Source organism: Novosphingobium capsulatum NBRC 12533, assembly GCF_001598375.1.
GTDB lineage: Bacteria > Pseudomonadota > Alphaproteobacteria > Sphingomonadales > Sphingomonadaceae > Novosphingobium > Novosphingobium capsulatum.
In genome coordinates this window covers 216,272-230,336 of record NZ_BCYV01000007.1, presented here as the reverse complement: position 1 = coordinate 230,336, position 14,065 = coordinate 216,272, and the positions used below count along the sequence as shown (strand labels likewise).

General features: G+C 65.3%; 8 protein-coding genes. 7 read left to right on the top strand and 1 reads right to left on the bottom strand.

All coding sequences use genetic code 11. The annotated features are described in order from the left end of the window. The first annotated feature begins 7 nt into the window (after nt 1-7). Nucleotides 8-2,227, top strand: coding sequence for a catalase/peroxidase HPI (gene katG / locus SCA01S_RS06385; protein WP_062784091.1), 2,220 nt, complete (start codon nt 8-10; stop codon nt 2,225-2,227). A 30-nt stretch (nt 2,228-2,257) separates the two neighbouring features. Here the strand turns inward: katG and SCA01S_RS06380 are convergent, their stop codons facing one another. After that, nucleotides 2,258-3,328, bottom strand: coding sequence for a LacI family DNA-binding transcriptional regulator (locus SCA01S_RS06380; protein ID WP_167542865.1), 1,071 nt, complete (start codon nt 3,326-3,328; stop codon nt 2,258-2,260). A 343-nt stretch (nt 3,329-3,671) separates the two neighbouring features. On the opposite strand from SCA01S_RS06380, the gene SCA01S_RS06375 reads away from it, so the two are divergent. From SCA01S_RS06375 to SCA01S_RS22105, 6 genes are all read left to right on the top strand, one after another. Continuing rightward, entirely contained in the window at nt 3,672-6,152 is a 2,481-nt protein-coding gene (locus tag SCA01S_RS06375; RefSeq protein ID WP_062784087.1) for a TonB-dependent receptor, read from the top strand. Nucleotides 6,153-6,242: 90 nt separating this feature from the next. Further along, complete coding sequence (locus SCA01S_RS06370; RefSeq protein WP_062784085.1) at nt 6,243-8,447, top strand: beta-glucosidase; 2,205 nt, start codon at nt 6,243-6,245, stop codon at nt 8,445-8,447. Between the two features lie 4 nt (nt 8,448-8,451). Next, nucleotides 8,452-9,939, top strand: coding sequence for a glycoside hydrolase family 30 protein (locus SCA01S_RS06365; protein WP_197279235.1), 1,488 nt, complete (start codon nt 8,452-8,454; stop codon nt 9,937-9,939). Nucleotides 9,940-9,963: 24 nt separating this feature from the next. Next, entirely contained in the window at nt 9,964-11,103 is a 1,140-nt protein-coding gene (locus SCA01S_RS06360; RefSeq protein WP_062784083.1) for an acyltransferase family protein, read from the top strand. A 215-nt stretch (nt 11,104-11,318) separates the two neighbouring features. Then, the gene (locus tag SCA01S_RS06355) at nt 11,319-13,334 is read left to right on the top strand and encodes a glycoside hydrolase family 3 protein (RefSeq protein WP_084390814.1); all 2,016 of its coding nucleotides are present in this window, start codon (nt 11,319-11,321) and stop codon (nt 13,332-13,334) included. A gap of 72 nt (nt 13,335-13,406) precedes the next feature. After that, the gene (locus SCA01S_RS22105; RefSeq protein WP_148291833.1) at nt 13,407-13,976 is read left to right on the top strand and encodes a hypothetical protein; all 570 of its coding nucleotides are present in this window, start codon (nt 13,407-13,409) and stop codon (nt 13,974-13,976) included. Nucleotides 13,977-14,065 lie beyond the last annotated feature (89 nt).

Genomic DNA, 14,065 nt, shown 5'->3' with positions numbered 1-14,065 from the left:
GAGTGACATGGATGCGGTAACGACGAAGTGCCCGATGGGCGGCGGCGAGGGCAAAAAGCGGCCCCTGTTGGGACGGACGAACCAGGACTGGTGGCCCAAGGCCCTGCCGCTGGCGATCCTGGCGCAGCATGGCCAATCGGCCAGCCCCTATCCGCAAGGGTTCGATTATCGCACCGCGTTCAAGGGGCTGGATTATGCGGCGGTGAAGGCCGATCTGCATGCCCTGATGACCGACAGCCAATCGTGGTGGCCGGCCGACTATGGCCATTATGGTCCGTTCTTCATCCGCATGGCCTGGCATTCGGCCGGCAGCTATCGCAGCGGCGATGGGCGCGGCGGCTCGTCATCGGGCTCGCAGCGGTTTGCGCCGCTCAATTCCTGGCCCGACAACGGCAACCTCGACAAGGCACGGCGCCTGCTCTGGCCGATCAAGCGCAAGTATGGCGCGGCGCTGAGCTGGGCTGACCTGTTCATCATGGCCGGCAATGTTGCGATCGAGTCGATGGGCGGCCCGATCTTCGGCTTTGGCGGCGGACGCGAGGATATCCACGAACCGGCCCTCGATGTGTTCTGGGGCATGGAAGAAACCTGGGTGGGTGACCCGCAGAACCAGACCCGGATCGACGAGGCCGCCGGCCTCAAGATCGAGGGTCCGCTCGCCGCGATCCAGATGGGGTTGATCTATGTGAACCCCGAAGGACCGGGCGGCGTGCCCGATCCCATGGCCTCGGCGCGCGACATTCGCGAAACCTTCCATCGCATGGGTATGGACGATACCGAAACCGCCGCGCTCACCGCCGGCGGGCACACCTTTGGCAAGGCCCATGGCGGCGGCGATGCCGCACTGGTGGGGGCCGCGCCCGAAGGGGCCGACATTGCCCAGATGGGCTTTGGCTGGACCTCTACCCACGGCACCGGGATGGGCGATGACACGATCACCTCGGGCATCGAGGGATCGTGGACGCCCACGCCCACGCAGTGGGACATGACCTATTTCGACATGCTGCTCGACCACGAATACGAACTGGTGCGCAGCCCGGCCGGCGCGCACCAGTGGCAACCGGTGGGCAACCCCGAAGAGACCCTGGCCCCCAAGGCGCATACGCCGGGCGTCAAGGTGCCCACGATGATGACCACGGCCGACATGGCGATGAAGGTCGATCCGGCCTATCGCGCGGTGATGGACCGTTTCCGTGCCGATCCGGCCTATTTTGCCGACAGCTTTGCCCGCGCTTGGTTCAAGCTGACCCACCGCGACATGGGGCCCAAGGCGCGCTATCTCGGGCCAGACGTGCCGGCCGAAGACCTGATCTGGCAAGATCCCATTCCCGCGCGCGATTATCCGCTGATCGATGCCGCCGATGTGGCCACGCTCAAGACCGCGATCGCCGGCTCAGGACTGTCGGTGGCTGAACTGGTCGGCACGGCCTGGGCCTCTGCGGCCACCTATCGCGGATCGGACCGGCGCGGCGGCGCCAATGGCGCGCGCATCGCGTTGGAGCCGCAGCGCCAATGGGCGGTGAACGAGCCGGAGAAGCTGGCGCGCGTGCTGGACGTCTATGCCGGCATCAAGGCGCAGTTCGATGGTGCGGCCAGTGGTGGCAAGAAGGTGTCGCTGGCCGATCTGATTGTGCTGGGCGGTGGCGTGGGCATCGAACTGGCCGCCAAGGCCGCCGGCCGCACGGTGGACGTGCCGTTCACCCCGGGCCGCACCGATGCCACGGCGCAGCAGACCGACGCCGAAAGCTTTGCCTGGCTCGAGCCGCATGCCGATGGTTTCCGCAACTATCTGGCCGGGCCGACCGATGTGAACGCCGAGGAGCTGCTGATCGACCGGGCGCAGTTGCTGGGCCTGGGCGTGGCGGAAATGACCGTGCTGGTTGCCGGGCTGCGCGTGCTGGGTGCCAACCATGGCGGCGCGGCGCATGGCGTGCTGACGGCGCGGCCGGGCCAGTTGACCAACGATTTCGTGGTCAACCTGCTCGACATGGCCACGGCCTGGGCGCCGGCCGGCGATGAAGCGGAAACCTACGTGGGCAAGGATCGCGCCAGCGGCGCGCCGCGCTGGACGGCCACGCGCGTCGACCTCGTGTTCGGGGCCAATGCCCAGTTGCGCGGGGTGTGCGAGGTCTATGCCGGGCTGGATGCAGAAGACAAGTTCGTGGACGATTTCATCGCCGCCTGGACCAAGGTGATGAACGCAGACCGCTTCGACTTGCTCGATTGATCGCGTGCCTGGTTGGCTGGCGCCGCTGCCTCAGGGTGGCGGCGCCAGTGAATCTCGCTCTACCAGGTGAAAATCGAGCATGACCTGGCGATCGCCGGTCTCGCCGCGATCGAGCAGCAGGCTGGCGGCGGCATAGCCCATTTCCTCGATCGGCTGGTAAATCGTGGTGAGATAGGGCCAGACCGACTTTGCCACCCAGCTGTCGTCGAAGCCGCACAGCGAAATATCGTGCGGCACGCGCAGCCCGGCGCGGGCGCAGGCGACCATGACCCCGGCGGCGGAATCATCGTTGGTGGCAAAGATCGCGGTGGGGCGCGGGTCGCGCGCCAGCAAGTCCATGCCGGCGGCAATCCCGCTTTCGAACGAGAACAGGCCATCGGCCTCTGCCACCACCAGATCGGGATCGAACTGGCGGATCGCCGCGAGGAAGCCGGTGCGGCGCCGATCGCCGGCGCGGTGCAAGGGCGGGCCGGTGACCACGCCCAGGCGGCGATGGCCCAGCGCCCAGAGGTGGCGGGCGACCAGCGCACCGGCGGCAGCATCGTCGATGGCCACGCAGGGAGAGCGGCCCAGCTCGCTGTTGGGCGCGATGCGGGCATAGCGGACGCCGCGCCGCTCCAGAAAGGCGAGGACCTGGACATTGTCGGTCAGCGGCGGGGTGAGGATGAACCCGTCGCAGCGGCTGTTGCGCACGATCGCATCAAGCTGGGCCTCCACCTCGGCGCGGGGCAGGTCCGAGGCGATGTTGTCGATGCGCAGGTGGTACTGCTGCTCGACACAGGCGCGATAGACGCCCGACTGGATCTTGATGGTGTAGTTGGGACTCGGGTTGTCGAACAGCAGCCCGACGATGAACGTGCGCGATCCGGCCAGCGACCGCGCCGCAGCATCGGGCACGAAGGCCAGCGCGGCGATCGCGGCCTCGACCTTGGCGCGCAGCGTGTCTGACACATGCGGCTCGCGGTTAACCACGCGCGACACGCTTTTGAGCGAGACCCCGGCGAGCCGGGCAACGTCCTCCATCGTGGCGCGTTCCTTGGCGCCAGCGGGGCGGGAAAGGGGGCCGGCAAGCGCGGCGGGGTCAGATGGGGATTGTGGCATTTTGGCCGACGGGTGCCTCTCCATGTCAACCATTATGGCTATTTCTTTCGGCAGGTCACGCGAAATTCTGACAGCGCAGTCTTGACAGCGCTGACTGATTCATTTCAAACCATGGCTAAGCAAGATCGAAAACTTGCCGCCGATGGAGAGGATATCGATTGCGGTTCGAAGCATGGCTTCGGGCGCTGGGCCGTTGCGGCCCGTTTCTTCCCCATTTCGGCATGCGGCCATTGCCCGGGCAGTGCCTGTCTGCGCCACGTGCGCAAGCCAGGCAGGGCGTGGCCGCGAACGGGAGCACTACCCGCGGCGCACGTGCACGCGGGAACAAAAAGGGAGGGAAGACATGAAGCTGATCCAGACAGCATGCCTGATTTCGGCGGTGGCCCTGGCCGCGCCGGCCTATGCCCAGAGCACGCCCGCGCCGGTACCGGCGCAAGATGCGGCCAAGACCGCCAGCGACGATGTGTCGATGCCCGATATCGTCGTTACTGCCACGCGCGACAAGACGCTGCTATCGAAAACACCGATTGCGCTGACCGCGATCACCGGCGATGGCCTGCGTTCCAAGGGCGTGACCAATCCCACCGCGCTGGGTGACCAGGTGCCCGGCCTGTCGATCGACCGCACCAATGGCCTGCAGATCACCATTCGCGGCGTGACTAGCACCGACGGCACCGAAAAGGGCAACCCTTCGGCCGCGTTCCTGGCCGATGGCGTCTATCTGGCGCGGCCGCAGCAGGCCGACGTGAGCTTCATGGACGTGGACCACGTCGAAGTGCTCAAAGGGCCGCAAGGCACGCTCTATGGCCGCAACACCACGGCCGGCGTGATCAACGTGATCACCAAGCGGCCCAATTTCGAGCGGGCCAGCGTGGAAGCCAATGCCGGCGTGGGCAATTACAACGCCTACAATGCCGACGCGGCCTTCAACCTGCCGGTCAACGACTGGGCCGCCTTCCGCCTCTCGCTCAATTTCGACACGCGCGACAATTTCGTCAAGGGCGTGGCCAACGATCCCAATTACAACAACAAGTTCCGCACCAATATTTCAGCCCGCCTGCAGGGCCTGTTCAAGCTGGGCGATCGCGGCGAACTGCTGCTGCGCGGCGGCTATTCACGGCTGACCGGATCACGCGATTCCTCGGTGCCGTTCAGCAATTTCTATCAGGTTGGCAACAATCCCAGCGGCGGGCGCTTTGCCGTGTGGGCACCGATCGGCGATACCCGCCAGTCGCTCACCACGCCGCTCGCCAGCGCCAATTTCAACGCGCCGCTCACCTATGTGAACCCGGTCGATGGCCAGACCTATACCTCGGGGCTGTCGGCGCACCAGTATGGCGGCGGGGATCAGTCTTCGTTCAAGCCCAACGTGCATGACATCGCCTATAATCTCGACGGCGAATTCAACTATGATTTCGGCGGCGTGAAGGCGACGTACCTTGGCTCGATCCGCCAATACGAAGCCAAGGAAAACAGCAACGTGCTTTCGGGTGGCGTCAACCTGCCCGGCACGTTCAACGGCGATTACACGCAGCAGAGCCACGAGTTGCGCCTGGCGTCGAGCGGCGATGGCCCGCTCAAGATCCAGGGCGGCCTCTATTACTTCCGCGAAGAATCGCGGATCGCGTTCTTCATCTACAACCTGGTGCCCTTCGCGTTTGGCAACACGTTCATCTACGGCTTCCCGCAGCACACGATCTCGTCCACCAAGGGCGCGTTCACCCAGGGCACCTACAAGGTGACCGATGCGCTGCGCGTCACGGCGGGCATTCGCTATACCGCCGACGATCTCTCGCGCTATGGCCACACCGTGCACCTCAACACGCTGGGCGGCCAGCCGCTGGTGGGCGGGCAGTATTCCATCGATCCCAACACGCCCGCAGCGCCGGGCGGGCCGACCGTGGGCAGCGGGCGCAGCTATGTCAACGATGCCTCGGTCAAGGGCCGCAAGGTCACCTGGCGCCTGGGTTTTGACGCCGATGTGCTGGGCGGGCTGCTCTATGGCTCGATCGCCACCGGCTACAAGGTTGGCGGCTTTGGCGATGGCTGCTCCACCGGCGGCGCTGGCCAGTCGCTGGTCACCTCGCAAGGGGAACGCTGCGATTATTCCACGCCGGGGGCAACGCCCGGTTCGCTCAAGTATGCCGATCAGCATGCCATCTATTACGAGCCGGAAACCCTGACCGACTATGAACTGGGCTTCCGTGGCCGCGTGGCGCCGTGGATGAAGGTCGATACCAACCTGTTCCTGTATGATTACAAGAACATGCAGCTAAGCGCGGTGATCCCGATCAATGGCGCCAACCAGACCGTGACGACCAATGCGGGCAAGGCGCGCGTGCTGGGCTGGGAATTCGAGACGCAGTTCTTCCCGATGCGCGATCTCAACCTCACGCTCGGCGTCGATCTTACCGACGGGCATTATACGCAGTTCTGCCCCTCGGGCGTGGTCAACGGCACCTGCGCCATCAACTATGCCGGGCAAAAGCTTGATCGCACCCCCGCCACCGTCATTTACGGCGGGGTGAACTACACCGTGCCGGTCGGTTCGGGCAATGTCGTCGCTTCGGTCTATTCGCGCTATTCGTCGGCCTATTCGGTGACGGTGTTTGGCGATACCGGGTCTTACTGGCTCAAGCTGTGGACGCCTTCGCGCTCGCGCACCCAGGCGAGCCTGACCTACAATGCGCCGAACGACACCTGGTATGCCTCGGCCTTCATCAAGAACATCGAGAACAAGGTTTCGCTGGTGACTGGCAACGCCACCAGCCTGACGATGAGCGATCCGCGCACTTTCGGCGTGCGCGCCGGGGTCAAGTTCTAAACACCGGTCTACCCTGCTGCGGGCCGCGCGCCGCCTGGTGCGTGCGTGCGGCCCGCTTTTTTCTTTTTCGTTCCAGCAAGGATCCCAGCGATGAAACGCCATTTGCCCTTCGTGCTCGGCTGCGCCGCCCTGGCGCTTGGCAGCGGTGCGCGCGCCCAGCAGGCGCCCGCGGTCGACATGGCAGCGGCGCAGGCCCGCGCCGATGCCACGCTTGCCAAGATGAGCGCCGACGACAAGGTGATCCTCACCCACGGCGTGATGCCGCTGCCGTTCCTGCCGGGGGCCAAGATCCCGGCTGGGGCGATTTTCGGCGCTGGCTATGTCGCCGGGATTCCGCGGCTGGGCGTGCCGGCCTTGACCGAAACCGATGCCAGCCTGGGCGTTGCCTGGGTGGGCGGCTTGCGCAAGGATGGCGCCACCGCCCTGCCATCGGGCCTGGCCCAGGCGGCAAGCTGGAACCCTGACTTGCTCTATCGCGGCGGCGCGATGATCGGGGCAGAGGCGCGGGCCAAGGGCTTCAACGTGCTGCTGGCCGGCGGCGTCAACCTGATGCGCGATCCACGCAATGGCCGCACGTTCGAATACCTGGCGGAAGACCCGCTGCTCTCGGGCGATCTGGTGGGCGCGGCGATTGCCGGCATCCAGTCGAACCACATCATTTCGACGATCAAGCACTTTGCGCTCAACGGCCAGGAAACCGGGCGCAAGTATGTCGATGTCAAGATTGCCGAGGGCGCGGCGCGGGAAAGCGATCTGCTGGCGTTTCAGATCGGCATCGAAAAGGGCCAGCCTGGCGCGGTGATGTGTGCCTACAACCGCATTGGTGGGGCGCAGGCCTGCGCCAGCGACTGGGCGCTCAACAAGGTGCTCAAGGGCTCTTGGGGCTACAAGGGCTTCGTCATGTCTGACTGGGGCGCGGTGCCCGGGGTCGAAGCGGCGCTGGGCGGGCTGGATCAGCAATCCGGCGCAGAGCTGGACAAGGCGCTCTATTTTGCTGACGTGCTCAAGGCCAAGGCAGGGGCCGACAAGGCCTATGCCGCCCGCCTCGATGACATGAACCGCCGCGTGCTGACCGCGATCTATGCCATGGGCCTCGACAAGCACCCGGCCCGGCCCGGCGGCGCGATCGATTTTGCCGCCCATGCCCAGGTGGCCGAAGACGTCGCGCGGCAGGGCATCGTGCTGCTCAAGAACAATGGCGCGCTGCCGCTGGCCAAGACGGCCGCATCGATCGCGGTGATCGGCGGCTATGCCGACAGCGGCGTGCTGGCCGGCTCGGGCTCGAGCCTGGTCATGGGCGAAGGAGGCCCGGCCGCGACGCGTTCGCTGGGCGGGGATGGACCGTTTGCCGCGCTGATGCAGCAAAGCTATCACCGCTCCAGCCCGCTCAAGGCGATCCAGGCCCTGGCTCCCAAGGCCACCATCACGTTCCGCGACGGGCGCTATATCGCCGATGCCGTGGCAAAGGCACGGCAGGCTGAGGTGGCGATCGTGTTCGCCACCGAATGGCGCACCGAAGGGGCCGATCAGCCCGACCTGTCGCTGCCCGATGGCCAGGATGCGCTGATCGCCGCCGTGGCGGCAGCCAATCCCAACACCATCGTGGTGCTGGAAACCGGCGGCCCGGTGATGATGCCCTGGCTCGACAAGGTCGCCGGCGTGGTGGAGGCTTGGTATCCCGGCGCGCGCGGGGGCGAGGCGATCGCCTCGGTCCTGTTCGGCGATACCAATCCGGGCGGACGCCTGCCCGTCACGTTTCCTGCCAGCCTCGATCAGTTGCCCCGGCCCAAGCTGGACGGCGCGGATTGGGTGGAGCCCAATTTCGGGGGTGATCCGGCCCCGGGCAAGGACCAGCTGCACGCCGATTATAACATCGAAGGGTCTGACGTGGGTTATCGCTGGTTTGCCCGCAAGGGATACAAGCCGCTGTTTCCGTTCGGCTTCGGCCTAAGCTACACCAGCTTTGCCGCGCGCGACCTGAAAGTTTCGGGGCTGTCTGCCAGCTTTACCCTGGCCAATACCGGTCAGCGCGCCGGCGATGACGTGGGCCAAGTCTATCTCGTGAGCCGCAATGGCCAGCCGCTGCAACGCCTGGTCGGCTTCAAGCGGATGAGCCTGGCAGCCGGCGCGAGCCAGAGCGCCACGGTAACCTTCGATCCGCGCCTCCTGGCCGATTGGAAGGATGGGCGCTGGACCATGCCGGCCGGCGACTATGGCTTTGCCCTGGGGCGCAGCGCGGCCGATCTGGCGCAAGTGGTGACCGTCAAGCTGCCCGCGCGCAGCTGGAAGGATTGAGGCGATGGACCGCCGCCAGGCGATGGCCTTGATCGGCATGGGGGCGGCTGCGGCAGGTGTGCAAGGCATGCCTGCCGCAGCACGGGCTGCCGCGCCGGCCGCGAGCACGCCGCCGGGCGCAGCCTGGTTTGCTACCGTTGCCGGGCGGCCATGGCAGGCGCGCAGCCTGCCTGCGCCTGGAGCCGTGCCGGCCGATCCCTTTGCCACGGGCGCGCAAGTGCGGCTTGATGCGCCGCGCCAGACGATCGCCGGGTTCGGCGGCGCCTTTTCGGAAAAGGGCTGGCAGGCCCTGGCGGCGCTGCCGCAGGCACAGCGCGCCCGCGCGCTGGCGGCGCTGTTTGGCGATGATGGCTGCGCGTTCAACCATTGCCGCACGCCGATCGGCGCCAACGACATTTCGCGCCGGTGGTACAGCTATGATGAAACGCCCGGCGATTACGACATGGCGCATTTTTCCATCGCCAACGATCGCGAGACGCTGATCCCATTCATCCAGGCAGCCCAGGCGCTGCGCCCCGATCTCAAGGTCTGGGCGTCACCCTGGTCACCGCCGACGTGGATGAAGAAAGGCGGCCACTATGCCCAGGCGCCGGCCTGGCCGGGGCAGCCATCCAACGGCATCACCCCGGCGCAACTGGGCCAGGAGGGCTACGATTCCTTCCTCCTCGATGATCGCACACTGGCTGCCTATGCCCGCTATTTTCGCTGCTATGTGGAGGAATATGCCAAGGCCGGCATCCGCATCGACACGGTGATGCCGCAGAACGAATTCAACTCCGCGCAGCCCTTTCCCAGCTGCTGCTGGACGCCAGAAGGGCTGGCGCGATTCATCCCGTTCCTAGCCCAGGAAATGGGCAAGGTGGGCGTGCGCGTATTTTTCGGCACGCTGGAGCGCGGCAATATCGATCTGTTCGACCGTGTCATGGCCCATCCCGATGCCGCCGCCGCGATCAAGGGCATCGGCGTGCAATGGGCGGGCAAGGATGCGCTGCCGGCCTTGCGCGAACGCTATCCCGCGCTGGAGCTGTGGGGATCGGAGCAGGAATGCGGCGTGGGCACCAACGATTGGCGCTATGCCCGCTATGGCTGGCAGACGATCAAACGCTATTTCGAGCATGGCGCCACGGCCTGGACCTATTGGAACATGGTCATGCCCGAAGGCGGGATGAGCGGCTGGGGCTGGCCGCAGAACAGCCTGCTGGTGGTCGATACGCAGGCCGGCACGTTCCGCATGGGCGAGGATTACTGGCTGGTGCGCCATCTTTCCGCGCATGTGCGGCCCGGCGCGCGCATGGTGCCGGTCGACAGCTTCCTGGGCTATGTCGATCAGCTGGCGTTCCGCAATCTCGATGGCACGGTGGTGCTGGTTGCCAGCAATCCCGTGTCGCAGCCCTCGACCGTCACCTATCGCGTCGGGGACAAGGCGCTGGCCTTGCCGATGGAGGCGGATTCGCTCAACACCGTCATCCTGCCGCCAGCGCTGCTGGCCTGAACACCGCCGGGGGAACAAGACGCGATGCGCCAGGAACACGCCGATACCACTGCCACCGGCAAGGCGCATTTTGCTGTGCTCGATGGCCTGCGCGGCACGGCGGCATTGATGGTGGTGCTGTTTCACATCCAGGGCATCACCGTGCTGTGGCAGGGGGACAAGGTGGTGTTGCACCATGCCCCGCTGGCGGTGGATTTCTTCTTTGCGCTGTCGGGCTTTGTCATCGGCTATGCCTATGATGACCGCTGGCCGCGGATGAGCGTGGGCCAGTTCCTGCGCCTGCGTCTGGTGCGGCTGCATCCGTTGGTGATCCTGGGCGTGCTGCTGGGGTTCGCCAGCTACCTCCTCGATCCCCTGGGCGCGCCGGAACAGGCAATCGCGCTGTCGCGCGTGGTCGTGGCGCTCGTCATGGGGCTGGCGCTGATCCCTACCTGGCCCTTGCCCAACCGCTGGACCGATACCCACCCGCTCAACGGCCCATGCTGGAGCCTGCTGCAGGAATACCTGGGCAACCTGGCCTATGCCCTGGTGCTGCGCCACTGGTCCACGCGCGCGCTGGGCGTGCTCGCAGTGATCAGCGGCGTGGGGCTGGCCGCCAGCGGCATCGCGCTGGGTTCGCTGGACCAGGGTTCGTATTGGGAAACGCTGTGGATGGCGCCAGTGCGCCTGTGCTTCCCCTTTGTCACCGGGCTGTGGCTCTATCGCATGCGCGCCCGGCTGCCGCGCATCCGGCTGGGCTGGCCGCTGCTTTCGGCGATCATGGTCGGCGCCATGCTCCTGCCGATCTGGCCAGAGGTGGGCGGCATCAAGCTCAACGGCGTTTACGAAGCAGCCTGCGTCATCGTGCTGTTTCCCGCGATCATCGTGGCCGGCTGCCATTCGGCAGCCGGGCCGATCACCGGTTGGCTGGTGCGCGCCTGCGGGCGGCTGTCATACCCGATCTATATCACCCATTTCCCGTTCCTTTACGTGTGGATGAACTATGTCGCCAAGGCCCATCCCACCCCTGAGCGGATGCTGGTGATCGGCCTGGGCCTGGTGCCGCTGCTGGTGGCGGTGGCGTGGCTGGCCGATGTGGCGTGGGACCGGCCGATCCGTGGCTGGCTGGGCCGGCGGCTTCGCGCGCGCCAGCATCAACGTGCGGCATTCAGCGCCACGCCGTGACCTTCATCTGCCGGGCCAATCCGGGTTTACCCGCGTCAATTTGATCGCTACTTAAATTTTGATGGGCGACGTCTGGCATGGCCAAGACTTTGTCCAAAAATAGGAAAAGTAGGTCAACGCCAGTACCCGCGCGGGTGAGCGCGCACGATCAATCAGACCGGATCGTGCCAGCAGGTGCGAGGCCATGTGGACCAGGAAAAGTGGGAAAACCGTCGATGAACCGAGCCGCCGCCCTGATTGTCGCCCCCTTGCTGGCCCAGCTTTCCACCGCGTCCCTCGCGGCGTCCCCACATCCGGTGGGCGCCGCAGCACCGGCCCGGCAGGCCGCACCGCAACAGCCGGTGATCCCGGCCGATGCCGGGCCGGTGCTAACCGTGGGCAAGCAGCGCTTTCGCGATCTCAACCGCAACGGGAGGCTTGATCCTTACGAGGATTGGCGCCTGCCGGTGGCGCGGCGCGTGGCCGATCTGGTCGGGCGAATGACCCTGGCGGAAAAGGCCGGGGCGATGATGCACGGCTCGCTGGTCACGCCCGACAGCGCCGTGGGTACATCCTCGCAAGGCTATGATCGGGTCGCCGTGCAGCAGGCGATCGCGGGCCAGCATATCACCAGCTTCATCACCCGCCTGGCCGTCTCGCCCGAGCGCATGGCGCAGGAAAACAACGCGATCCAGGTGCTCGCCGCGCAGACCCGGCTGGGCATCCCGCTCACCATCAGCACCGATCCACGCCATCATTTCCAGGTGACGGTGGGGGCCAGCGCCGCCACCCAGGGCTATTCGCAATGGCCCGAAACCCTGGGCTTTGCCGCGCTGGGCGATGCCGCCTTGATGCGCCATTTCGGCGATGTGGCGCGCCGCGAATACCGTGCCACCGGCATCCACATGGCGCTTTCCCCCCAGGCAGACCTGTTTACCGACCCGCGCTGGCCGCGTGGCACCGGCACATTCGGGGCCAATGCCGATCTCGCCCGCACCATGGTGGAAGCCTATGTCATCGGCTTCCAGGGCAACGCCCACATGCTGGCGCGCGATGGCGTGGCCACCGTGGTCAAGCACTGGGTGGGCTATGGCGCCAATCCGCAAGGGTTTGACGGGCACAACTATTACGGGCGCATGGCCGTGCACGACGATGCCACGCTCAAGACGCATATTCGCCCGTTCCTGGGTGCCTTTGCCGCTGGCGTGGCGGGCGTGATGCCCACCTACGATATCATTTCCGGGCCCCATGTTGCGGGCAAGCCGCTTGAGCCGGTGGCCGCCGGCTACAATGCGCAACTGCTCGGCCTCTTGCGCAAGGACTATGGTTTCAAGGGCCTGGTCCTGTCGGACTGGGGCATCACCCGCGATTGCAGCCAGGCCTGCCGCGCGCCGACCCAGCCGCAGACGCCCAACGAGATTGCCATGCCCTGGGGCGTGGAAGACCTGACCCCGGCGCAGCGCTATGCCAAGGCCACGCGCGCCGGGATCGACCAGTTCGGCGGCGTGACCGAGCCGGAATGGATCATCCGCGACGTTCAGGCCGGCACCATTCCAATCGCCCGCGTCAACGCTGCCGTGGCGCGGATCATGACGCTCAAGTTCACCATGGGCCTGTTCGACAACCCGCTGGTCGATCCGGCCGCTGCGCGCGATGCAGTCACGCCCGCCGCGCTGGCCGAAGGGCGCAAGGCCCAGGCCCAGGCGCAAGTCATGCTGCGCAACGAAAGCGTCATCCTGCCGCTGGCAGCCGGCACGCGCGTCTATCTCAAAGGCATCGATGCGGCGCAGGCCCGCGCCCATGGCCTGGTAGTGGTGGAGCGCCCGCAAGACGCGCAAGTGGCGCTGATGCGGGCGACCACGCCGTTTGAGCGGCTGCACCCCAACAACTTCTTCGGCAGCCGCCAGAACGAGGGCCGCCTCGATTTCCGCCCCGGCAACGCCGATTACGATGCCGTGGCGCAAGTGGCGGCCACAGTGCCGGTGGTGCTCGCCGTGTTCCTCGATCGCCCGGCGATCCTCACCGAGATCCTGCCCAAGACCCGCGCCGTGCTGGGCAATTTCGGGGTGAGCGACGAGGGCCTGCTGGATGTGGTGACCGGCAAGGAAACCGCGCGCGGGCGCCTGCCGTTCGAACTGCCGCGCACGATGACGGCGGTGGAACGGCAGAACCCGGCTGTGGGCGATGACAGCGCCGATCCGCTGTTCCCGTTCGGATTTGGCTTGGGCCCGACAAATCCCGGCAATCGGTAATTTTCTATTGAGGCGCAATGGAAAACCGTTCACTTCGTTTCCCGTGCGGCAGGTAGTTGGCGGGGGTGGCACATGCAGAAAATTGCCATCGCATTGCTGCTCGGCTTGGTGTGTGGTTGTACAAAGCAACATAACCCGCCGCCGCGGCCGCCGAGAAACACACTGGATTTATTGTCTCAAGAGGATGCCGAGTTTGTACGGTCGCAGCTGAGGCTAATCGGACCCAACGCTGTAAAGGATTTTGAGTCTCCAGGATATCGAGAGTCCAAGTTGATTTTGCAAAAGCAAATCTTGGACAGTCGATCCTGCGTTGATGAATTTAAGAGAATGTATGCTGTTCGTGAAGTTCAGTCGGCAATTTCGCGTAATGATCTCCGTCTCTTCAAAGTTAGAAGTAACGGGTATGCATTCACTTATTATGTACCAGGTGCAAACAAATGCAGCTTTAGTTTTGATGGCTCTGACGCTGATCGAATCAGAGATTTATGGAACCCAAGTTTTGGCGATGATCAGCATTATGAGATAATTGATGAATGCGACGCCGCCATGAAAAAATACGCCGCCCAATACAACCAAATCATGTTGGCTATGGCGCCGCAGTCGCTGGAATTATCGTGTGGCGGTTCGAATCATCAAAATTGAGGCTGTAATGTAGGATTTGGTGATCGCTTCCCTATCTGGCAGTGGCACCACCCACGGGCCGATCGCGTGGTGACGCCGGCTGGACCGAG